The organism is Klebsiella sp. C283, from assembly GCF_048822555.1.
In the GTDB taxonomy this organism is placed as follows: Bacteria; Pseudomonadota; Gammaproteobacteria; order Enterobacterales; family Enterobacteriaceae; genus Klebsiella; species Klebsiella quasipneumoniae.
In genome coordinates this window covers 376,335-400,089 of the sequence record NZ_JBMEZS010000004.1, presented here as the reverse complement: position 1 = coordinate 400,089, position 23,755 = coordinate 376,335, and the positions used below count along the sequence as shown (strand labels likewise).

Genomic DNA, 23,755 nt, shown 5'->3' with positions numbered 1-23,755 from the left:
GCAGGCTTCGGGTCGGGCCGAGGCAGCGTCCGTGCAAAACACGGCCCTCAGCCCACATCCATGCGGGCTGCCCCAGCCTTCCGGGAACGTCTCAGCGATTTTGAGGCCGCAACACCGGCAGTTTCAGCAGCCCAGGACGGCAGTGCGTAAACGGCCGGTCCTGGAACAGTAGGTCAGGTAAGCGTAGCGCCACCTGACAAGACTACATCTCGATCTCAATATCGCCCTTCGCCCGGCAGCAGCAGGGCAAAATTTCTCCCGGCTGGATAAAGGCCAGCGGCTCGGTCAGCCAGTCAACCTGGCCGGAGACCAGACGAGTGCGGCAGGAGCCGCAATAGCCTGCGCGGCACTGATACTCGACGTCGATATTATGCGATTCAAGAGCAGCCAACAGGGAAGGGTGTTCATCCTGACACTCAAGGCGAGTGTCAGAGATTTTCAAGAAGATCCGCTTCATTACAGCTGGAAATTGCTCAGGTCGTCGGCATCGACTTCAGAGTCGATCTGGCCGACCAGGTAAGAGCTGACCTCTACTTCCTGCGGCGCCACCTGGACGTTGTCGGAGACCAGCCAGGTGTTGATCCACGGGATCGGGTTGGAGCGGGTCTGGAACGGCAGATCGAGGCCTACCGCCTGCATGCGGATATTGGTGATGTACTCGACGTACTGGCAGAGAATATCTTTGTTCAGGCCAATCATCGAGCCGTCGCGGAACAGGTAGTCCGCCCACTCTTTCTCCTGCTGCGCCGCCAGCACGAACAGGTCATAGCACTCCTGCTTGCACTCTTCGGCGATTTCCGCCATTTCCGGATCGTCGCTGCCGGAGCGCAGCAGGTTCAGCATATGCTGAGTGCCGGTCAGGTGCAGCGCTTCATCGCGGGCGATCAGGCGGATAATTTTGGCGTTGCCTTCCATCAGTTTGCGCTCGGCAAAGGCGAAGGAGCAGGCGAAGCTGACGTAGAAGCGGATCGCTTCCAGGGCGTTGACGCTCATCAGGCACAGATAGAGTTTCTTTTTCAGCTCGCGCAGATTGACGGTCACGGTCTTGCCGTTGACGGTGTGGGTGCCTTCGCCCAGCAGGTGCCAGTAGCTGGTCATCTCGATCAGCGAATCGTAATAGTGGGAGATCCCCTCGGCACGCTTCTGGATCTGCTCGTTGGTGACGATATCGTCGAACACGGTCGCCGGGTCGTTGACGATGTTGCGGATGATATGGGTGTACGAGCGCGAGTGAATGGTCTCGGAGAAGGCCCAGGTTTCCACCCAGGTCTCCAGCTCCGGGATGGAGATCAGCGGCAGCAGTGCCACGTTTGGGCTACGGCCCTGGATGGAGTCGAGCAGCGTCTGGTACTTCAGGTTGCTGATGAAAATGTGTTTTTCATGTTCCGGCAGCGCCTGGTAGTCAATGCGATCGCGGGAGACGTCAACCTCTTCCGGGCGCCAGAAGAAGGAGAGCTGTTTTTCAATCAGCTTTTCAAAGATATCGTATTTTTGCTGATCGTAGCGGGCCACGTTAACCGGCTGGCCAAAAAACATTGGCTCAAGCAGCTGATCGTTTTTCGTCTGTGAAAAAGTGGTGTATGCCATTGAAGTGAGTCCTGTTGAACTGTACTGCCCGGCGGCGATGCGTTGGCCGGGCCTACAAAATCGTAGGCCGGGTAAGCGTAGCGCCACCCGGCAAAAATACCTTAGATCTTACAAGCGCCGCTTTCGCAGCCGTCGTCCTGGATGGACGGGGCCAGGTCATCCTGAGCGTCTTCAGCGCCATCACGGGTGTTGTGATAGTACAGCGTTTTGACGCCGAATTTATAGGCGTTGAGCAGGTCTTTCAGCAACTGCTGCATCGGCACTTTTCCGGAAGGGAAGCGCGTCGGATCGTAGTTGGTATTCGCAGAGATCGACTGGTCGATAAACTTCTGCATGATACCCACCAGCTGCAGGTAGCCGTCGTTGTTCGGCATTTCCCACAGCAGTTCGTAGGCGTTCTGCAGGTTTTCGTAGTCCGGCACCACCTGGCGCAGGATCCCATCCTTCGACGCTTTGATACTCACGTGGCCGCGCGGCGGCTCGATGCCGTTGGTGGCGTTGGAGATCTGCGACGAGGTCTCGGACGGCATCAGCGCGGAGAGCGTGGAGTTACGCAGGCCGTGGGTTTTGATGGACGCGCGAAGCGCTTCCCAGTCGTAGTGCAGGGCTTCGCTGACGATGCCGTCCAGGTCTTTTTTATAGGTATCGATCGGCAGGATACCCTGCGCATAGGTGGTTTCGTTGAACCACGGGCAAGCGCCCTGTTCGATAGCCAGTTCGTTGGAGGCCTTCAGCAGGTAGTACTGAATCGCTTCGAACGTTTTGTGGGTCAGGTTGTTGGCGCTGCCGTCGGAGTAGCGTTTGCCATGCTTCGCCAGATAGTAAGCGAAGTTGATCACGCCGATGCCCAGCGTACGGCGGCCCATTGCGCCGCGTTTGGCGGCCGGGATGGGGTAATCCTGATAGTCGAGCAGCGCGTCCAGGGCACGCACCGCCAGCACCGCCAGCTCTTCCAGCTCGTCGAGGCTGTCGATAGCCCCGAGGTTGAAGGCCGACAGGGTGCACAGCGCGATTTCGCCGTTTTCGTCGTTGACGTCTTCCAGCGGTTTAGTCGGCAGGGCGATCTCCAGGCACAGGTTAGACTGGCGCACCGGGGCGACCACCGGATCGAACGGGCTGTGGGTGTTGCAGTGGTCGACGTTCTGGATGTAGATGCGGCCGGTGGAGGCGCGCTCCTGCATCATCAGCGAGAACAGCTCAACCGCTTTAATGCGCTGCTTGCGAATGCTGTCGTCCTGCTCGTACTGGGTGTACAGGCGCTCAAATTCGTCCTGATCGGCGAAGAAAGCGTCATACAGGCCCGGGACGTCGGAAGGGCTGAACAGGGTAATGTCGCCGCCCTTCAGCAGACGGGTGTACATCAGCTTGTTGATCTGCACCCCGTAGTCCATGTGACGAACGCGGTTGGCGTCGGTCCCGCGGTTGTTTTTCAGCACCAGCAGGCTTTCCACTTCCAGATGCCACATTGGGTAGAAGAGGGTCGCTGCGCCGCCGCGTACGCCGCCCTGCGAGCAGGACTTCACCGCGGTCTGGAAATGTTTGTAGAACGGAATGCAGCCGGTGTGGAAGGCTTCGCCGCCGCGGATCGGGCTGCCCAGCGCGCGAATGCGGCCGGCGTTGATGCCGATGCCGGCGCGCTGGGAAACGTATTTCACAATCGCGCTGGAGGTAGCGTTGATGGAGTCCAGGCTGTCGCCGCACTCGATCAGCACGCAGGAGCTGAACTGACGGGTTGGGGTACGCACGCCGGACATGATCGGCGTCGGCAGCGAGATTTTAAAGGTCGACACCGCGTCGTAGAAACGCTTGATGTAGTCCAGACGCGTTTCGCGCGGGTAGTTAGAGAACAGGCAGGCAGCCACCAGAATATAGAGGAACTGCGCGCTCTCATAAATTTCGCCGGTGACGCGGTTTTGTACCAGATACTTGCCTTCCAGCTGCTTAACGGCAGCGTAGGAGAAGTTCATGTCGCGCCAGTGGTCGAGGAAACCGTCCATCTGCTGGAACTCTTCTTCCGTGTAGTCTTCCAGCAGATGATGATCGTATTTACCCTTCTCGACCATCTTCACCACGTGATCGTAAAGCGCCGGCGGCTCAAACTGGCCGAAGGCTTTTTTACGCAAATGGAAAATCGCCAGACGCGCGGCGAGGTACTGGTAATCCGGCGCCTCGCGGGAGATCAGATCCGCAGCGGCTTTGATAATGGTTTCGTGGATGTCCGCGGTTTTAATGCCGTCATAGAACTGGATATGCGAGCGCAGCTCTACCTGGGAAATCGAAACGTTATTCAGTCCTTCTGCCGCCCAATCCAGTACGCGATGGATTTTGTCGAGATTGATGCGCTCGGTGGTTCCGTCGCGCTTTGTCACCAGCAGACTCTGATTCATGTGGATTTTACCTGTCCGTGAAAGAAAATATCCCCCGTTTATCCACAGAAGGCCATTGTGACTAACTCTGTGGATAAATACTATATGTAGGGGGTTGTCGATAAAAGGAACGCTATATGGTGAGTATTTTAGTAAGGAATCTTTTGAGTACAAGGGTTGATTTTGACGTTAAATTGAGGTTGCGGAAGGGTAATAATCCGCAAGTCCACGTCGCATAAGGCCTGGAGAAGAAGTCAATAAAACAGAAAAAAAAATGAAAATTTGATCGAGTGCTGATTTCTTCATCGGAAGAAATAATCACGCGGCTTGATGCCGCGCAATCATCATAAGCGCAGGTGCTGACGTCACGCTTTTTTGGCGCTGGTATGCAACATATAGTTAACATCAACCCCCGGCGCCAACTTGAAGGTGTTGGTCAACGGATTGTAATGCAGGCCGATGATATGCTGCTCTTTCAGAGTAGTCTGATCTACCCAGCCCAGCAGTTCGGCCGGCTTGATAAACTTTTTCACATCATGAGTGCCTTTGGGCACCATTTTCATGACATATTCCGCGCCGACCACTGCCATCAGCCACGCTTTACCGTTACGGTTGATGGTGGAGAAGAAGACCTGGCCGCCAGGCTTCACCAGCCGCGCGCAGGCGTGGACGACCGACTGTGGGTCAGGGACGTGCTCCAGCATCTCCATGCAGGTGACGACGTCATACTGCTGCGGATGCTTCGCGGCATGTTCTTCAACCGTTTCCTGAACATACTCCACCTGAATTCCGCTCTCCAGGGCGTGCAGTTTCGCCACCTGCAGCGGCTCGGCGCCCATGTCCAGCCCGGTGACCGTCGCGCCTTCGCGCGCCATGCTCTCGGCGAGGATGCCGCCGCCGCAGCCGACATCGAGGACTTTTTTACCGAACAGGCCGCCAGAGCGTTCGGCGATATAGCCCAGCCGCAGGGGGTTAATGCGGTGGAGCGGTTTGAACTCGCCCTCCAGATCCCACCAGCGCGAGGCGACGGCTTCGAATTTGGCGATTTCAGCATGATCGACGTTAGGGGCTACCGACGTTTTTTCGGCATTCATGGGCGCTTTTACTCCTTTTCTGTTCAGACCTGCGAGTATATCAGCAGCGCGCCATGAATAAACCGTATTGCTTTACCTCTCTTAGCGCGGCTGTGTTATAATTTGCGACCTTTGAATCCGGGATACAGTAGAGGGATAGCGGTTAGATGAGCGACCTTGCGAGAGAAATTACACCGGTCAACATTGAGGAAGAGCTTAAGAACTCTTATCTGGATTATGCGATGTCGGTCATTGTTGGCCGTGCGCTGCCGGATGTCCGAGATGGCCTGAAGCCGGTACACCGTCGCGTACTTTACGCCATGAACGTATTGGGCAATGACTGGAACAAAGCCTATAAAAAATCAGCCCGTGTCGTTGGTGACGTAATCGGTAAATACCACCCGCACGGCGACTCCGCGGTATACGACACCATCGTGCGTATGGCGCAGCCGTTCTCGCTGCGTTACATGCTGGTGGACGGCCAGGGTAACTTTGGTTCCATCGACGGCGACTCCGCCGCGGCGATGCGTTATACCGAAATTCGTCTGGCGAAAATCGCTCATGAGCTGATGGCCGATCTTGAAAAAGAGACGGTCGATTTCGTTGACAACTATGACGGCACGGAGCGTATTCCGGACGTCATGCCGACCAAAATTCCTAACCTGCTGGTAAACGGCGCCTCCGGGATCGCCGTCGGGATGGCTACCAACATACCGCCGCATAACCTGACGGAAGTGATCAACGGCTGTCTGGCCTATGTCGACGATGAAGACATCAGCATTGAAGGGCTGATGGCGCATATTCCTGGCCCTGATTTCCCGACCGCCGCCATTATCAACGGCCGTCGCGGCATTGAAGAGGCCTACCGCACCGGTCGCGGTAAAGTCTACATCCGCGCGCGCGCGGAAGTGGAAGTGGACGCGAAATCCGGCCGCGAAACCATCATCGTGCATGAAATTCCCTATCAGGTGAACAAAGCGCGCCTGATTGAGAAAATCGCCGAGCTGGTAAAAGAAAAACGCGTGGAAGGCATCAGCGCGCTGCGTGACGAGTCTGATAAAGACGGGATGCGCATCGTGATTGAAGTGAAGCGCGACGCGGTAGGGGAAGTGGTGCTCAACAACCTCTATTCCCAGACCCAGCTGCAGGTCTCCTTCGGCATCAACATGGTTGCGCTGCACCATGGCCAGCCGAAGATCATGAACCTGAAAGACATCATCGCCGCCTTCGTGCGCCACCGCCGCGAAGTGGTGACCCGTCGCACCATTTTCGAGCTGCGTAAAGCCCGTGACCGCGCGCATATCCTCGAAGCGCTGGCCGTGGCGCTGGCCAATATCGACCCGATTATCGAACTGATCCGTCGCGCGCCGACCCCGGCTGAAGCGAAAGCAGCGCTGGTTGCCCAGGCGTGGGATCTCGGTAACGTCGCGGCGATGCTGGAGCGTGCCGGTGATGACGCCGCGCGTCCGGAATGGCTGGAGCCCGAGTTCGGCGTGCGCGAGGGTAAATACTACCTGACCGAGCAGCAGGCCCAGGCGATTCTGGATCTGCGTCTGCAGAAACTGACCGGCCTTGAGCATGAAAAACTGCTCGACGAGTATAAAGAGCTGCTGGAACAGATCGCGGAACTGCTGCACATCCTCGGCAGCGCCGACCGTCTGATGGAAGTGATTCGCGAAGAGCTGGAGCTGATCCGCGACCAGTTCGGCGACGAACGTCGTACCGAAATCACCGCCAACAGCGCTGATATCAACATTGAAGATCTGATCAACCAGGAAGACGTGGTGGTCACCCTATCGCATCAGGGCTATGTGAAGTATCAGCCGCTGACCGACTACGAAGCACAGCGTCGTGGCGGTAAAGGCAAATCGGCAGCGCGCATTAAAGAAGAAGACTTTATTGACCGCCTGCTGGTGGCCAACACCCATGACACCATCCTCTGCTTCTCAAGCCGCGGTCGTCTGTACTGGATGAAGGTCTATCAATTGCCGGAGGCCAGCCGCGGCGCGCGCGGTCGTCCGATCGTTAACCTGCTGCCGCTGGAAGCCGATGAGCGTATCACCGCTATCCTGCCGGTCCGCGAGTATGAAGAGGGCGTCAACGTCTTTATGGCCACCGCCAGCGGTACCGTGAAGAAAACCGCGCTGACCGAGTTCAGTCGTCCGCGTTCCGCCGGCATTATCGCGGTGAACCTGAACGAAGGCGATGAGCTGATCGGCGTCGATCTGACCTCTGGTCAGGACGAAGTGATGCTGTTCTCCGCGGCCGGCAAGGTCGTGCGCTTCAAAGAAGATGCCGTTCGCGCCATGGGCCGTACCGCCACCGGCGTACGCGGCATTAAGCTGGCGGAAAACGACAGCGTCGTCTCGCTGATTATTCCGCGCGGTGAAGGCGCGATCCTGACGGTGACGCAAAACGGTTACGGTAAACGTACCGCCGCGGCTGAGTATCCGACCAAGTCGCGTGCCACCCAGGGCGTTATCTCGATCAAAGTCACCGAGCGTAACGGTTCCGTGGTCGGCGCCGTACAGGTGGATGATTGCGATCAGATCATGATGATCACCGACGCCGGGACGCTGGTGCGTACCCGCGTTTCCGAAGTGAGCATCGTGGGCCGTAACACCCAGGGCGTGATCCTCATCCGCACCGCGGAAGATGAAAACGTGGTGGGGCTGCAGCGCGTCGCTGAGCCGGTAGACGACGAAGAACTGGACGCCATCGACGGTAGCGCGGCGGAAGGCGATGACGATATCGCCCCGGAAGCGGATACCGATGACGACATCGCCGAAGACGAAGAGTAATCGTCCCAGGTAAATGTTCTGAAAGGGCCGGGTATTCTCCCGGCCCTTTTTGCATTAACATTGCGGCAAAGCCGGTTTACCGCTACTTTAACCCCATTCTGTTGAGTCCCTGACGGCCGAGCATCGCCACATTGAAATATCTTGCCTCTTTTCACACAACCCTGAAGGTTTCACGTTATCTGTTCAGAGCGCTGGCGGTATTGCTGTGGCTGCTGATTGCGTTTGTCTCTGTGTTTTATATCGTCAACGCGCTGCACGAGCGGGAAGCCGAGATCCATCAGGAGCTCAATCTCAACGCCGATCAGGCCCAGCGCTACATTCAGCGTACGGCGGATGTGATTAAAGAGCTGAAGTACGTCGCCGGTAACCGGCTTTCGGCAGGGGATGCGGTAGCGCAAGGGCAAAGCGGCGATATTGCGATCCCCAGCTTTGAACCCCTGTATCCTGACTCCGACTGCAGCGCGATGAGTAGCGCCTGGCGTAATTCGCTCCAATCGCTGGCGTGGTTTATGCGCTACTGGCGGGATAATTTCACCGCCGCCTACGACCTTAACCGCATCTTTCTCATCGGCAGCGATAACCTCTGTATGGCCAACTTTGGCCTGCGTGACGTGCCGATTGAGCGCGATCAGGCGCTGAAAGTCCTGCATCAACGCATTGAGCAATACCGCAATGCGCCGCAAAACGAGCGCGGCAACAACCTGTTCTGGATAAGCCAGGGCATGCGCCCCGGGGTGGGCTATTTTTACGCCCTGACGCCGATCTATATGGCCAATCGCCTGCAGGCGATGCTCGGCGTTGAGCAGACCATCCGCATGGAAAGCTTCTTTACGCCGGGCAGCCTGCCGATGAGCGTGACTATCTTCGACGATAACGGCCAGCCGCTGATCTCCCTGGCCGGCGCGGAAAGCAAAATCCAGAGCGAAGCGAAATGGATGCAGGAGCGGATGTGGTTTGGCTACAGCGCGGGTTTCCGCGAGCTGGTGCTGAAGAAAAGCCTTGCGCCGTCCTCCCTGAGCATCGTCTATTCCGTCTCGGTAGACCAGGTGCTGGAGCGGATCCGTATGCTGATCATCAACGCCATCGTTCTCAATATCATCAGCGGCGCGATGCTGTTTGCGCTGGCGCGGATGTATGAGCGGCGCATTTTTATCCCTGCGGAAAATGACGCTCAGCGGCTGGAAGAGCATGAGCAGTTCAACCGCAAAATCGTGGCCTCCGCCCCGGTGGGCATCTGTATTCTGCGCACCCTCGACGGGACCAACATTCTCAGTAACGAGCTGGCGCACAACTATCTGAACATGCTGACCCATGAGGACCGCCAGCGGCTGACGCAGATCATCTGCGGCCAGCAGGTCAACTTTGTCGATGTGCTGACCAGCAACCATACCAATCTGCAGATTAGCTTTGTCCACTCGCGCTATCGCAACGAAAACGTGGCGATTTGCGTGCTGGTGGACGTTTCCGCCCGCGTGAAGATGGAAGAGTCGCTGCAGGAGATGGCCCAGGCGGCGGAGCAGGCCAGCCAGTCGAAATCGATGTTCCTTGCCACCGTCAGCCATGAGCTGCGTACTCCGTTGTATGGCATCATCGGCAACCTCGATCTGCTGCAGACCAAAGCGTTGCCGAAGGGCGTCGATCGCCTGGTGACGGCGATGAACAACTCCTCAAGCCTGCTGTTGAAAATCATCAGCGATATTCTCGATTTCTCCAAAATCGAGTCCGAGCAGTTGAAGATCGAGCCGCGGGAATTTTCCCCGCGCGAGGTCATGAACCATATCTCCGCCAACTATCTGCCGCTGGTGGTGCGCAAGCAGCTGGGTCTGTACTGCTTTATCGAACCGGACGTTCCGGAACAGATGTCCGGCGACCCGATGCGCCTGCAGCAGGTGATCTCCAACCTGCTGAGCAATGCGATCAAGTTCACCGACACCGGCTGCATTATCCTGCACGTCCAGTGCGCGGGGGATTATCTGCAGATTAGCGTCCGCGACACCGGGGAGGGGATCCCGGCGAAAGAGGTATTGCGCCTCTTCGACCCCTTCTTCCAGGTGGGGACCGGCGTGCAGCGCAACTTCCAGGGCACCGGCCTTGGCCTGGCGATCTGTGAAAAACTGATCAGCATGATGGATGGCGATATCGCCGTGGAAACGGAGCCGGGAATGGGCAGCCGCTTTACCATCCGCATCCCGCTGTATGGCGTGCAGAACACGCCGCAGATGACGGCGAACGGTTTCGCTGGCAAGACCTGCTGGCTGGCCATCCACAACACCTCGCTGGCGATGTTCGTCACCTCGCTGCTCAGCTATCACGGCCTTACGGTACGTCGTCATGCCGGAGAAACCCCGGACGCCGAGGATGTCTTACTCACTGACGATGAAGCGCTGAGCGGCTGGCAGGGAAGGGCGATGGTCATCTTCTGCCGTCGTCATATCGGTATTCCGCAGGAACGGGCCGCCGGCGAGTGGCTGCATAGCGTGACGACGCCGCATGAACTGCTGCCGCTGTTGGGGCGTATTTTCCACATCGCGCAGGCCAGTGCGGACAATAGCCGGGCGCTGATGGCGCCGGAGGCGCAGGCCGGCAATAACGACGACATGATGATCCTCGTGGTCGACGATCATCCGATCAACCGGCGCCTGCTGGCGGATCAGCTGGGATCGCTCGGCTACCAGTGCGTGACTGCGAACGACGGGGTCGACGCGCTCAACGTCCTCAGCAAGCAGCACATCGATATCGTGCTCAGCGACGTCAACATGCCTAATATGGATGGTTATCGCCTGACGCAGCGCATTCGTCAGCTTGGCCTGACGCTGCCGGTGATTGGCGTCACGGCCAATGCCCTGGCGGAAGAGAAGCAGCGCTGTCTGGAATCGGGGATGGACAGCTGTCTGTCCAAGCCGGTGACGCTTGACGTGCTGAAGCAAACGCTGACGGTATATGCGGCGCGGGTACGTAAAGGGCGGGAATAACGGGGAACTCCGTCTCGCCGGGGCGAGACGGAGAGAGCATAATATTACTCTTTGTCCGTCGCGCTCAGCGAGACGGAGGAGAGGTAGTTCAGCAGGGCGATGTCGTTTTCGACGCCCAGCTTCATCATCGCCGACTTTTTCTGGCTACTGATGGTTTTGATGCTGCGGTTAAGCTTTTTGGCGATCTCGGTCACCAGGAAGCCTTCGGCGAAGAGACGCAGCACTTCGCTCTCCTTCGGCGACAGGCGTTTATCGCCATAGCCGCTGGCGCTGATTTTTTCCAGCAGACGAGAGACGCTTTCCGGGGTGAATTTCTTCCCTTTCTGCAGCGCGGCCAGCGCTTTTGGCAGATCGGTCGGCGCCCCCTGCTTGAGGACGATCCCTTCGATATCCAGATCCAGCACCGCGCTGAGGATCGCCGGGTTGTTGTTCATGGTCAGAACAATGATCGACAGATCCGGGAAGTGGCGCTTGATGTATTTAATCAGCGTGATCCCGTCGCCGTATTTATCACCGGGCATGGACAGATCGGTGATCAGCACATGGGCGTCCAGCTTCGGAAGATTGTTGATAAGGGCCGTGGAGTCTTCAAACTCGCCAACGACGTTCACCCACTCAATTTGCTCAAGTGACTTACGAATACCGAACAGTACGATCGGATGGTCATCGGCAATAATTACGTTCATAGTGTTCATGTATAAGGCTACCTTCTACAGCAAGCTCTTGACGTAAGCGTCAATGTCGCTGATATATTTTTCTATGCCTTGCGCATCCTTTTCGCGAATCAGATGCTCAAGCGTTTCACATAACTGTTTGCCGGGTATCAGATTAAGCATAGCAAATGCCCCTTTGAGGCGGTGGGCGGTTTGTGCCAGAGCAGCAAAATCGCCCGCTTCGATTTCAGTATACAATCTCTGAACATCATCCGGTACCGTATCGGCAAACAGTGCGTAATAGCCGCTGGCATGGAGTTCGGCGTTACTCTCGTTTCCTGAGGTGGCGGGCTGAACCGCCTCCTCCGCCAGCTGCTGCTCAATAAGCTGCAGGATAGCCTCCTGCATCGCCGTGCTAATATTAAAGTTGACCCGCAGTTGGCCCGGGCCGATTTTGCGTATCCCAACCTCATCATCGCTTAAAAGCAAGCCCGAAGCAGTAAGATTAGACGGATTATCCGTTAAATACAGATCGAACGCTTGACTTGTCGCCCGATCGTCCGGCGTGATGCAGGACGCCCCCCAGCTCTCCAGCTGGCGGGTGACAATCCGCCGCACTTCGCTGGAGGTCACATCCAGCAGGACGATAACGTCATCCAGCAGATGTTCTCCCGCCTCTGGCGCCTCTTCGCTGGCCGGCATTTTCAGATGCAGGCTATAGCGAGTCCCCAGCGACTCCCGCGCTTTGATGGTCAACTGCCCGCCCAGCTTGCGCGTCATGCGGTCACATAACCAGAAGGTGAGGGCGTTCGCTTTGCCGTACAGATCGCTCTGGGTCTCATTGAGATACGGGAAGTGCATATTGTCGATCTCGTTAGCCGAGACCCCGTTGCCGGTATCGAGAATGCGGAAGGTCAGGCGATCGCTGGCCGACTCTTCCTGGCAGACGTCGAGGGTGATCTTGCCGATCGGCGTGGTGGTGACGGAATACTGGATCAGCAGCACCAGCGTGCGCCGCAGCGCTTCACGGTCGCCATAGCGTTGCTCGCCGGCAGGCAGCGCGTTATTGATAAGCAACTGCAGCCCCTTGCGCTTCATCGCCGGCAGCACCTCCGGTACGACGTCGTCGATCAGCTCCTGCACCGAGAACAGCGACTGGCTGGTTTTCCAGGCATCGCTTTCCAGCAGGTTAGCCAGCTGAATGTCATCGATCAGTGTGACCAGCTCATCGGCATGCTGCGCCAGCGTGCGGTTCTCCGCGCCGTCGAGCGCCGCTGCCTCGGCCGCCAGGTTCAGGGCGGGCTGCTTCAGGGCGCTGCCGATATGCTGCATAAAGGCCGCCCGGCCCTGCTGGTTTTTTTCATACAAGCGCTGGGCTTGTTTAAGCTTTTTATTGACCAGCACTTCGCGGTCCTGGTCTCGGATAATCAGGATCTGCGTGCGCGGCGCTACCTGGCTGCGATACTGGCGGATCTCATACTGTTCGTTGTTGACGGTGGCCTGGATCACCCCCTGATGCTGGTCCGCCATGTTGGTGATGTTCTGCAGGTTCAGGTGCGGAAGCAGATGGTCGGCAATCGGGTTGCTGATCACCGTTCGGTTGGCTTCCTGATCGTGGACGAGCAGCCCCAGCGGCAGCAAAGACACAATTTCTTCATTAATGGCGCGCAGTAAACGCAGTTCGCTATTGGCGGCGGAGGGGAGCCCGGCGCCCGAGGCGCTGCTGCGTCCTTTATAATGCCGAAAGGTGGTGAAACCGAACAGGGCCAGCGCCAGCAGGCCGATGTTAAGCAGGAGCGGCAGAAGAATGTTCTGCAGGGACTCCAGCAGCATGGTGCTCATCGGGACCGTCCACAGCACCTGCATACCGGTGGTGCTGATGCCGGTGGCGATGTCAATCTGCATGCCGTTGAAGGTGATCCCGATATGATCGCTAGCCTCTTTCTCGGGGCTGGCGGCAACATTTTGCGAGGGATCAGGCTCGATACGGAAGCTGTCCAGCGCCATGCCCGGCGGGATCAGATCGTTAATCGGCAGGTCGAAGGCGACCACTGTCGCCAGGTGTCCTGGCTGATTGAAGGTAGTACGTAACGTAAAGTAGTGCGCGTTCTGCCAGGCAAGATGGCGCAGCGGCGAGAAGGTCTCGCGCTCATCAAGGGTGTTGGCCTGCAGCAGCATTTCCGCGCGCCGGGATTCCACCACGCTGCTGATGGTTGACTCTTTAAAGCTTGAGGAGAGGTCCTTCAACGGCAGGGTGGAGATGAGAATCAGGCTATTATCCAGACCATTGAGATAGTACATCGACCACGGAATGGTCTCCGCACCCCACAAAATATCCAGATAATCGGACATTTTCTGCGTCATCTCGAGGGTCGAGCTGTCGTGGGAGCCAAAGATCAGGGCTTCGGTTTTACGTCGGGGCTTCTCCAGATAGTAAACGTCCTGCTTTAAACGCGTCTCCTGCAGGCCGCCGCTGGCGGTGTTGGAAGAGGTGGCGGCGATATTGTCGTAGATTTGCCAGGTGGCATAGCGCCAGGTATCAATGCGCTGGTGCAGGGCATGAGAGACATCAACCACCTGATAGCTCTTCTCTTTCAGCCAGGCATTGACGGCGCTTTGAATCATCACCCCCATCGTCGCCAGCAGGACAATAACCATCAAAATGAAGAAGCGGCTGATGTTGCCGGGGATCAGAGAGAATTTTTTCGGGGTCATCTTGTGGCTGAACGACTCATCATTGTTTGTAAACAGGATGTAGCGCCAGAGTAACTGGCAACAAAGCAGATGCTGCAGGCAGTATAAAGGCTAATGGCGTAAATCCATACTACAGATTGGCGCCAGCGGCGCGATACCGCCCAGGAATTATCTTAGAAACGAAGCGTAAATGAAACCGCGTCCGCAAGGCTGGCAGCTGACGATATTGGCAGAAACAAAGCGAAGAATCGCACGAAATAACAAGACATTGACAGAATAAGCACGAAAAGCGGCCTAATTGATTGATTAATAGTCGTTAGGGAATCATTGGCGGTAGCACAGATAAATTAAAGTTGTGTAAAGAAGGGTAAAAAAAACCGGATGCGAGGCATCCGGTTGAAATAGGGGTAAACAGACATTCAGAACTGAATGACGGTAATAAATAAAGTTAATGATGATAGCGACTCTTATTTTAGTCACCAATGATCATTTTGTTTTACCATTCAGTGCTATAGGCTTGGTTTTGTATATCATATTGATTTTGAATGGTTAAATAATTTTTTTGATTATAAGTGCGTATTTCCCTGGCCATTTTGGCGTGAAAAAAAGTTCCGCTGAATTTACAAATTGAAACATCTTGTGGGAACTTTGAAACATCTTAGAAGTTTTAGTATCATATTCTTGTTGGATTATTCTGCATTTTGCAGCACAATGAAATAGCCGACTGATTAGAAGGGTAATCAGTAAGCAGTGGCATAATAAAAGGCATATAACAAACAGAGGGTTAATAACATGAAAGTTAAAGTACTGTCCCTCCTGGTACCGGCTCTGCTGGTAGCAGGCGCAGCAAATGCGGCTGAAATTTATAACAAAGACGGCAACAAATTAGACCTGTACGGTAAAATTGACGGTCTGCACTACTTCTCTGACGACAAGAGCGTCGACGGCGACCAGACCTACATGCGTGTAGGCGTGAAAGGTGAAACTCAGATCAACGACCAGCTGACCGGTTACGGCCAGTGGGAATACAACGTTCAGGCGAACAACACTGAAAGCTCCAGCGATCAGGCCTGGACTCGTCTGGCATTCGCCGGTCTGAAATTTGGCGACGCGGGCTCTTTCGACTACGGTCGTAACTACGGCGTAGTATACGACGTAACGTCCTGGACTGACGTTCTGCCGGAATTCGGCGGCGACACCTACGGTTCTGACAACTTCCTGCAGTCCCGTGCTAACGGCGTTGCAACCTACCGTAACTCTGACTTCTTCGGTCTGGTTGACGGCCTGAACTTTGCTCTGCAGTACCAGGGTAAAAACGGCAGCGTCAGCGGCGAAGGCGCGACCAACAACGGTCGTGGTTGGAGCAAACAGAACGGCGACGGCTTCGGCACCTCTCTGACCTATGACATCTTTGATGGCATCAGCGCTGGTTTCGCGTACTCTCACTCCAAACGTACCGACGAGCAGAATAGTGTTCCGGCACTGGGTCGTGGCGACAACGCTGAAACCTACACCGGCGGCCTGAAATACGACGCGAACAACATCTACCTGGCCACTCAGTACACCCAGACCTACAACGCAACTCGCGCTGGTTCCCTGGGCTTTGCTGACAAAGCGCAGAACTTCGAAGTGGTTGCTCAGTACCAGTTCGACTTCGGTCTGCGTCCGTCCGTCGCTTACCTGCAGTCTAAAGGTAAAAACCTGCAGAATAACTTCACAGGTGTAAACTACGGCGACCAGGACATCCTGAAATATGTTGACGTGGGCGCGACCTACTACTTTAACAAAAACATGTCCACCTATGTTGACTACAAAATCAACCTGCTGGATGAAAACGACTTCACTCGTAAAGCCGGTATCTCTACCGACGACGTGGTTGCCCTGGGCCTGGTTTACCAGTTCTAAGTTGCAAGCTGTATAACAAAAAGGCGCCTCTGGCGCCTTTTTTTATGTCTGGTTTAACCTCGCTGGTATACTCTTGTCGCCCTGGTAAGAGGAGCCTCGATTAATGGATATGACTTTCTTTCGCGCCGCGCTGTTGGGCGCCTGCGTACTGTTCTCTGGCTGCGATTCAGCCACCACTCCCGCGACACCCGCTTCAACGGCCACCGTACTGGATGGTAAAACGATGGGCACCTTCTGGCGGGTCAGCGTTATCGGTGTGGATGAGGCAAAGGCCCAGGCGCTGCGCGCCAAGGTTCAGGCCCAGCTGGACGCCGACGATCGCCTGCTGTCGACCTGGAAAAACGACTCGGCGCTGATGCGTTTCAACCACGCGGCGGATACCCGGCCCTGGCCGGTGAGCGAAGCGATGGCGGACATCGTGACCCTGTCGCTGCGGATTGGCGCCAAAACGGACGGCGCGATGGACATCACCGTGGGGCCGCTGGTCAATCTGTGGGGCTTTGGCCCGGATAAACAGCCGGTCGCCACCCCGGATGCGCAGGCGATCGCCGCTGCGAAAGCGCGCACCGGCCTGCAGCATCTGCAGGTTATCAATCAGAGCGGCAGGCAGTTCCTGCAAAAAGATATTCCCGATCTGTTTGTCGACCTCTCCACCGTGGGGGAAGGCTATGCCGCCGACCACCTTGCGCGCTTGATGGAGCAGGAGGGGATCTCCCGCTATCTGGTGTCGGTGGGCGGGGCGCTGGTCAGCCGCGGGATGAATGGCGAAGGCAAGCCCTGGCGGGTGGCGATCCAGAAACCGACCGACCGGGAAAACGCCGTTCAGGCGATTGTCGACATCAATGGCCACGGCATCAGCACCTCCGGCAGCTATCGCAACTACTATGAACTCGACGGGAAACGTATCTCACACGTCATCGACCCGCAGACCGGGCAGCCGATAACCCATAAGCTGGTCTCGGTGACCGTTATTGCGCCAACGGCGCTGGAGGCGGACGGCTGGGATACCGGGCTGATGGTGCTGGGGCCGGAAAAAGCGCAGCAGGTGGTGCGCGAGCAGGGGCTGGCGGTCTACATGATCGTCAAAGAGGGGGAGGGCTTTAAAACCTGGATGTCGCCGCAGTTCCGTACCTTCCTCGTCGGCGAAAAAAATTAAAAAGCAAGATTGCGGGTTTTTTGCGGCGGGCTTTACCGCAGACTGAGGATACACTTACAGCAGGAGACCCGTGATGAAACCGATAGTTGCCGATACCGATGACCGCCGCTGGCAGGCGGTCTGTGAGCGTGATACCCGGGCCGATGGTCAGTTCGTCTTTGCGGTACTGACCACCGGCATCTGCTGCCGTCCCTCCTGCCGCTCGCGGCGCGCGCGGCGGGAAAACGTGCGCTTTTTTGCTGACGTCGCTGCTGCCGTGGCGGCGGGATTCCGCCCCTGCAAACGCTGCCAGCCGGATAAAGCCTGCCCGCAGCAGCAAAGGATCGATAAAGTGGCGCAGGCCTGTCGCTTGCTGGAGCAGGAGGCGCCCCTGACCCTCGAGGCGCTGGCGCGCGAGCTGGCGGTTAGCCCGTTTCATTTCCACCGTTTATTCAAATCCGTGACCGGTATGACCCCCAAAGCCTGGCAGCAGGCGTGGCGCGCGCGACGCCTGCGCGAGGCGCTGGAGCAGGGGAAACCGGTGACCCGCGCCGCGCTGGCGGCCGGCTTCCCCGACAGTAGCAGCTATTATCGCCAGGCCGATGCCGCCTTAGGGATGACCGCCAGCCAGTTTCGCCGCGGCGGCGCCGCCGCCGTGGTGACCTGGACGACGGGCGACTGCGCGCTGGGCCGCTGCCTGGTGGCGCAAAGCGAACGCGGCGTATGCGCCGTGCTGCCGGGTGATAACGATGCTGCATTGCTCGACGATCTGCGCCAGCGCTTTCCCCGCGCCGAGCTGCGCCAGGGCGACCCTGAGTTTCGTCGTCAGATGGCGGAGATTTTCGCCCACCTCGACGACAGCCGGCGGCCGGTGTCGCTGCCGCTGGATCTGCAGGGCACCGCGTTCCAGCTGCAGGTCTGGCAGGCGCTGCGGCAGATCCCGGCGGGCGAGACCCGCAGCTACCGCCAGGTGGCGGAGCATATTGGCCAGCCGCGGGCGGTAAGAGCCGTGGCCGGCGCCTGCGCGGCGAATTCGCTGGCGGTGATCGTTCCCTGCCATCGGGTGGTGCGTGAGAATGGCGCGCTGTCCGGTTATCGCTGGGGAACCGCGCGAAAAGCGCAGCTGCTGGCGCGCGAGGCGCAACGAGAGGAGGAGTAATGCTCGATCTGTTTAGCGATACCCCGCCGTGGCAGGAGCCGCTGGCCCCCGGCGCGGTGGTCCTTCGGCGCTTTGCCCGTGAGCGCGCTCCGGGGCTGCTGCAGGCGATTGCCGACGTCGCCCGTCAGTCGCCGTTTCGCCAGATGGTCACGCCGGGCGGGTACACCATGTCGGTGGCGATGACCAACTGCGGCCGGCTGGGCTGGACCACCGATCGCCACGGCTACCTCTACGCCCCGGTCGACCCGGTAACTCATCATACCTGGCCGCCGATGCCGGCCGTATTCCGTGAACTGGCGCTGGCGGCAGCCGCGGCCGGCGGCTATCCGGGGTTTTCCCCCGACGCCTGTCTGATGAACCGCTACCAGCCCGGCGCAAAGCTGTCGTTGCATCAGGATAAAGATGAACAGGATCTGCGGGCGCCGATCATCTCGGTCTCGTTGGGCGTGCCGGCCATCTTTCAGTTTGGCGGGTTGCAGCGCAGCGACCCGCTGCAGCGGCTGCTGCTGGAGCATGGCGATGTGGTGGTCTGGGGCGGGGAGTCGCGCCTGTTTTATCATGGCGTTCAGCCGCTGAAAGCGGGCCATCATCCCGAGACCGGAGACTGTCGATATAACCTCACCTTTCGGCAGGCGGGCCGTCCCGGCGATTAAAATAAGAATTATTCTTGATGTCACCGGCGAGCCGTTTAAACTGCTGGCTGTTTTGCTTTTCCGGATAGCCTGTTATGGAACTTCTTTCTCTCGTCTGGCGCCAGTATCGCTGGCCGTTTCTGGGCGTTATTGCCCTCAGCCTGCTCAGCGCCGCGCTGGGTATCGGCTTAATCGCCTTTATTAACCTGCGCCTGATCGCCACTGTCGATACCTCGCTGCGGGTGCTGCCGGAATTTCTTGGCCTGCTGGGGCTGTTGATGGCGGTGACCCTGGGCTCGCAGCTGGCGTTGACCACCCTCGGCCATCATTTTGTTTATCGCCTGCGCGGCGAGTTTGTGAAACGCATCCTCGATACCCAGATTGAACAGGTGGAGAAGATCGGCAGCGCGTCGCTGCTTGCCGGGCTGACCAGCGATATCCGCAATATTACCATCGCCTTTGTACGCCTCCCTGAGCTGGTGCAGGGGATCATTCTCACCTTCGGCTCCGCCGCTTATCTGGCCTGGCTGTCAGGAAAAATGATGCTGGTGACGGCCCTGTGGATGGCGCTCACCATCTGGGGCGGTTTTGTGCTGGTGTCGCGGGTCTACAGACATATGGCCAGCCTGCGCGAAACGGAAGATAAGCTCTATCACGACTACCAGACGGTGCTGGAAGGGCGCAAAGAGCTAACCCTCAACCGCGAGCGCGCGGAGTATGTGTTTAATCAGCTCTACCTCCCGGACGCCCGTGAATACCGGCACCACATCGTTCGCGCCGATACCTTCCACCTCAGCGCGGTCAACTGGTCGAATATTATGATGCTTGGCGCCATCGGGCTGGTGTTCTGGATGGCCAACAGCCTCGGCTGGGCCGATACCGCCGTGGCGGCGACCTACTCCCTGACGCTGCTGTTTTTGCGCACGCCGCTGCTCTCCGCCGTCGGCGCGCTGCCCACGCTGCTGAGCGCCCAGGTGGCGTTCAACAAGCTGCGCCAGTTCTCCCTCGCCCCTTACCGGGCCGATTTCCCCCGGCCGCAGCCGCAGGCTGACTGGCAGACGCTGGAGCTGCGCGATGTCACTTTCCATTATCCGGACCATCGCTTTGCGGTAGGGCCGCTTAATCTGACGCTAAAACGCGGCGAACTGGTGTTTCTGATCGGCGGCAACGGCAGCGGCAAGTCAACCCTGGCGATGCTCCTGACCGGCCTGTATCAGCCGGTTTCCGGTCAGATTCTGGTGGACGGCCAGCCGCTGGCGGCGGATAAACCGGAGGCGTACCGCAAACTGTTCTCCGCCGTGTTTACCGACGTCTGGCTGTTCGACCGTCTGCTCGGGCCGCAGGGCGAGGAGGCCGATCCGGCGCTGGTGGCAACGTGGCTGGAGCGTCTGCAAATGGCCCACAAGCTGCAGCTGGATAACGGTAAGATCGGCGACCTGCGGCTGTCGAAAGGGCAGAAGAAGCGCGTGGCGCTCCTGCTGGCGCTGGCCGAGTCCCGGGATATCATTCTGCTGGATGAATGGGCGGCGGATCAGGATCCGCATTTCCGCCGCGAGTTCTACCAGGTCCTGCTGCCGTTGATGAAGCAGATGGGGAAAACCGTGTTCGCCATCAGCCATGACGATCACTACTTCCAGCACGCCGATCGCCTGCTGGAGATGCGTGCCGGGCAGCTGTCAGAGCTCACCGGCGAAGAGCGGGCGCAGGCCTCCCGCGATGCGGTGGCCCGCACGGCCTGATTCACGCTGCGCGCCCGGGGAAAGCCCGGGCGCTGCTGAAATTTTCAGCGTCTACATTGCTGACGGTTATTATTTCCCCCTCCTCGCGCTATGCTTAAGGCTTCCGGCCTGCAGGCCGGCTCACTATTCTCAAAAGGATTGCCCGACCGATGTCCGTTTTGCATAAAAAAAGCGCCCGCTTGCGTGACGAAGAGCGCGCCCGTCTGATTTGGCTGTTGAGCACCGATAAAGCGGTGACCTCTGCGCTGCTGGGCAAACTGACGCTGGCAGAACGTTACGATGAAGGTACGCTCGCCGATGACCTGGCCGAAGTGGAAATCCTGGTCTCGCATCTGCCGCCGCCGGATCTCGCCGATGCGCTGGAAGCGCTCCCCTATGACGCCCGCACCGCGCTGTGGTGCCAGGTGCCCGACGATAAACGCGGCGAAGTGCTGCTGGAAGCCTCAGAAAACGTCTGGGGCGACCTCATCGATAAGATGAGCGACCACGAGCTGCTGCAGGCGATGCAGCCGCTGGATATCGATGAACAGGTTTACCTGCTGCAGCATCTGCCGCGCAACCTGACCGGACGGTTGCTGGCGACCCTGCCGGCCGAGAAGCGCGCCCGTATTCGCCAGATCATGCGCTACGCCGACAACAGCGTCGGGTCGATCATGGAGTTTGAGGTCATTACGGTGCGGCCGGAGGCCACCCTGGCGGCGGTCCAGCGCTATTTGCGGCGTCTCGGTAAAATGCCGGAGAACACCGACAAACTGTTTGTCACCACCCGCAATAAGCTGCTGCTCGGCGAGCTGGAGCTGCAGACCATTCTGCTTAACGATGCGCAGAAGCGGGTGGGGGAGGTGATGGAGGGCGATCCGGTCACCTTTCAGCCGCACGAAGAGGCGGAGAAGGTGGCGCGCACCTTCGAACGTGATGACTTGCTCAGCGCCGCCGTTATCGATGCCGATGGTAAGCTGATCGGCCGTCTGACCATCGATGAGATCGTCGATGTGGTCTATGAAGAGACCGACAACGATCTGCGGCGGATGGGCGGTCTGAGCGATGAAGAAGATGTCTTCGCCCCGGTCAGCAAGGCGGTGAAAACGCGCTGGGCGTGGCTGGCGGTCAACCTGTGTACGGCGTTTATCGCTTCCAGGGTCATCGACGGCTTCGAACACACCATTTCACAGCTGGTGGCGCTGGCCTCGCTGATGCCGATCGTCGCCGGGATCGGCGGCAATACCGGCAACCAGACGATCACCATGATCGTCCGGGCGATGGCGCTGCAGCAGATCCAGCCCGGCAGCTTTACCTTCCTGATCCTGCGTGAAATGGGCGTTGCGCTGATTAATGGCCTGGTGTGGGGCGGGATCATGGGGGCCATCACCTGGTGGCTGTATGACGATCCGCAGCTTGGCGGAGTGATGACGCTGGCCATGATGCTCAACCTGCTGATGGCGGCGATGATGGGCGTCATAATCCCGATGGTCATGGTGAAGCTGGGGCGCGACCCGGCGGTCGGCTCCAGCGTGATGATCACCGCTATCACCGACACCGGCGGCTTCTTTATTTTTCTGGGGCTGGCGACGCTGTTTCTGATGTAGCCTGCGCTTTTGCCCGCAGGCGGCGGGGGATGATCGCCATCGCGACGATCCCCGCCAGCACGCCAATCGCCAGATTGCTGGTTCCTACCGTCGCGGCGACGGTCACCAGCATCACCAGCGTTTCCGGCCACGGATTGCGCGCCAGCTCGCCCGGGCGAATGCTGTGCCAGCTAAAGGTCTTCACCGCCACGATCACCATCACCCCGGCCAGGACCGCCATCGGGATCTTCGCCATCACCTGGCTGAGCGCTGTCACCAGCAGGAGCAGCACCAGGCCGGCGATCGCCGTAGAGAGACGGCTGCGGGCTTTACCCATTTCCACGTTAACGATGGTCTGGCCGATCATCGCGCAGCCCGCGATACCGCCATAACAGCCGGCGAGGATGTTGGCGATACCCAGCCCGGCGCTCTCCCGCGATTTATTCGACGGCGTATGGGTCAGGTCATCCACCAGCTTAGCCGTCAGCAAAGACTCCATCAGGCCGACAAAGGCGATGCTGAGGGCGCACGGCCAGATAATCTGCAGCGTGGCAAGATTGAGGGGAACGGTCAGGGCGGTGAATCCCGGCAGGCCGCCGCTCATCGAGCCTTCATCGCCGACGGTCGGCAGCAGCTGGCCGGTGGTGACGGTATAGAGAGTGAGCGCGACGATGGCGATTAGCGGCGCCGGGATAGCCTTAATAAAGCGCGGCGCCCACAGGACGATAAGCAGCGTCAGGACAAACAGGCCGACGATGAGCGGCTGGCGGCTCCAGAAGTGCGGCACCTGGGCAAAGAAAATCAGGATCCCGAGGGCGTTGACGAACCCGGTCATCACCGCTGGGGGGATAAAGCGCATCAGGCGCGCCATGCCGCACAGACCAAACAAAATTTGAATAATACCCGCCAGAATGACGGCTGGCAGAATGTAACCCACGCCGTGCTGATGCACCATCGGGCCAATGACCAGCGCCACTGAGCCCGCGGCGGCGGTGACCATCGCCGGACGTCCGCCGAGTAGCGACATCGCCAGACAGAGCACCACGGAAGCAATCAGGCTCACCTGCGGGTCAACGCCGGCGATGACAGAAAACGAAATCACTTCCGGGATTAACGCCAGGGCGGTGAGCACGCCGGCCAGGGCTTCGCGCGTCAGCAGCGACGGAGAACGGAGGATGGTGCGCAGGTTGCCGGAAGCGGCGGAGTCAGAAACTGGAGGCATAAAAAAAGTTCGCAGCTTATAAAAAAAGGAGGAGCGGCGTCAGACCCAGCTTCCGTGCGGTCTGTCACAAAACCAGGGATGATAGCGCGGAATCTACCAGCGCACCAGTACAAAAAGTGATTTGCTGTATACATTTATTAAACATTTTTATAACGGATCTCAAAACAGAACTTAAAATTTAAACAATATTTAAATTTTTGAGCTTCGGTGGTAACGTGAGGGGTGAGAATCGTATCACCTGCGCTAAATAAA

Annotated in this window: 15 protein-coding genes; 8 read left to right on the top strand and 7 right to left on the bottom strand. The window is 58.1% G+C overall.

The window, feature by feature from the left end; translation table 11 throughout:
* Positions 1-202 precede the first annotated feature (202 nt).
* The 4 genes from yfaE to ubiG all read right to left on the bottom strand — a co-directional run bounded on the left by yfaE (position 203) and on the right by ubiG (position 5,047).
* Entirely contained in the window at positions 203-457 is a 255-nt protein-coding gene (gene yfaE / locus ACOI7Z_RS10055) for a class I ribonucleotide reductase maintenance protein YfaE (RefSeq protein WP_004201692.1), read from the bottom strand.
* Complete coding sequence (gene nrdB / locus ACOI7Z_RS10050; protein ID WP_004140835.1) at positions 457-1,587, bottom strand: class Ia ribonucleoside-diphosphate reductase subunit beta; 1,131 nt, start codon at positions 1,585-1,587, stop codon at positions 457-459. Before nrdB ends, yfaE begins: the two co-directional genes overlap by 1 nt.
* Positions 1,588-1,688: 101 nt before the next feature.
* Positions 1,689-3,974 (bottom strand): class 1a ribonucleoside-diphosphate reductase subunit alpha, encoded by a 2,286-nt coding sequence (gene nrdA / locus ACOI7Z_RS10045; protein WP_048297918.1) that lies wholly within the window; start codon positions 3,972-3,974, stop codon positions 1,689-1,691.
* Between the two features lie 344 nt (positions 3,975-4,318).
* A complete protein-coding gene (ubiG, locus tag ACOI7Z_RS10040; protein WP_064157266.1) occupies positions 4,319-5,047 on the bottom strand; it encodes a bifunctional 2-polyprenyl-6-hydroxyphenol methylase/3-demethylubiquinol 3-O-methyltransferase UbiG in 729 nt (242 codons plus the stop codon).
* Between the two features lie 146 nt (positions 5,048-5,193).
* Here ubiG and gyrA point away from each other — a divergent pair, with 146 nt between their 5' ends.
* Together gyrA and rcsC are read left to right on the top strand one after the other, a co-directional pair.
* Positions 5,194-7,827 carry a DNA topoisomerase (ATP-hydrolyzing) subunit A gene (gyrA, locus tag ACOI7Z_RS10035; protein ID WP_004201688.1) on the top strand — a complete coding sequence of 878 codons (2,634 nt, stop codon included), beginning with the start codon at positions 5,194-5,196 and terminating at the stop codon, positions 7,825-7,827.
* A 131-nt stretch (positions 7,828-7,958) separates the two neighbouring features.
* Positions 7,959-10,799: a two-component system sensor histidine kinase RcsC gene (gene rcsC / locus ACOI7Z_RS10030; protein WP_087849527.1), complete on the top strand. Its 2,841-nt coding sequence runs from the start codon at positions 7,959-7,961 to the stop codon at positions 10,797-10,799.
* 44 nt (positions 10,800-10,843) lie between these two features.
* Here the strand turns inward: rcsC and rcsB are convergent, their stop codons facing one another.
* Together rcsB and rcsD are read right to left on the bottom strand one after the other, a co-directional pair.
* Complete coding sequence (gene rcsB, locus ACOI7Z_RS10025) at positions 10,844-11,494, bottom strand: response regulator transcription factor RcsB (protein WP_002913007.1); 651 nt, start codon at positions 11,492-11,494, stop codon at positions 10,844-10,846.
* A 15-nt stretch (positions 11,495-11,509) separates the two neighbouring features.
* The gene (rcsD, locus tag ACOI7Z_RS10020; protein ID WP_087849526.1) at positions 11,510-14,167 is read right to left on the bottom strand and encodes a phosphotransferase RcsD; all 2,658 of its coding nucleotides are present in this window, start codon (positions 14,165-14,167) and stop codon (positions 11,510-11,512) included.
* Between the two features lie 771 nt (positions 14,168-14,938).
* Between rcsD and ACOI7Z_RS10015 the strand changes: the two genes are divergently transcribed.
* The 6 genes from ACOI7Z_RS10015 to mgtE all read left to right on the top strand — a co-directional run bounded on the left by ACOI7Z_RS10015 (position 14,939) and on the right by mgtE (position 22,302).
* Positions 14,939-16,051 carry a porin OmpC gene (locus ACOI7Z_RS10015; protein ID WP_065812277.1) on the top strand — a complete coding sequence of 371 codons (1,113 nt, stop codon included), beginning with the start codon at positions 14,939-14,941 and terminating at the stop codon, positions 16,049-16,051.
* A 103-nt stretch (positions 16,052-16,154) separates the two neighbouring features.
* Positions 16,155-17,207, top strand: coding sequence for an FAD:protein FMN transferase ApbE (gene apbE, locus ACOI7Z_RS10010; protein WP_023290481.1), 1,053 nt, complete (start codon positions 16,155-16,157; stop codon positions 17,205-17,207).
* 73 nt (positions 17,208-17,280) lie between these two features.
* The gene (gene ada, locus ACOI7Z_RS10005) at positions 17,281-18,345 is read left to right on the top strand and encodes a bifunctional DNA-binding transcriptional regulator/O6-methylguanine-DNA methyltransferase Ada (RefSeq protein WP_072422099.1); all 1,065 of its coding nucleotides are present in this window, start codon (positions 17,281-17,283) and stop codon (positions 18,343-18,345) included.
* Entirely contained in the window at positions 18,345-18,998 is a 654-nt protein-coding gene (gene alkB, locus ACOI7Z_RS10000; protein WP_087849525.1) for a DNA oxidative demethylase AlkB, read from the top strand. The genes ada and alkB overlap by 1 nt, the downstream gene beginning before the upstream one ends.
* 74 nt (positions 18,999-19,072) lie before the next feature.
* Complete coding sequence (locus ACOI7Z_RS09995; RefSeq protein WP_087849524.1) at positions 19,073-20,716, top strand: multidrug ABC transporter permease/ATP-binding protein; 1,644 nt, start codon at positions 19,073-19,075, stop codon at positions 20,714-20,716.
* Positions 20,717-20,865: 149 nt separating this feature from the next.
* Positions 20,866-22,302: a magnesium transporter gene (gene mgtE / locus ACOI7Z_RS09990; protein ID WP_080901692.1), complete on the top strand. Its 1,437-nt coding sequence runs from the start codon at positions 20,866-20,868 to the stop codon at positions 22,300-22,302.
* Here the strand turns inward: mgtE and ACOI7Z_RS09985 are convergent.
* Positions 22,265-23,503, bottom strand: coding sequence for a SulP family inorganic anion transporter (locus ACOI7Z_RS09985; protein WP_023290476.1), 1,239 nt, complete (start codon positions 23,501-23,503; stop codon positions 22,265-22,267). The genes mgtE and ACOI7Z_RS09985 overlap by 38 nt on opposite strands.
* Between the last annotated feature and the right edge of the window lie 252 nt (positions 23,504-23,755).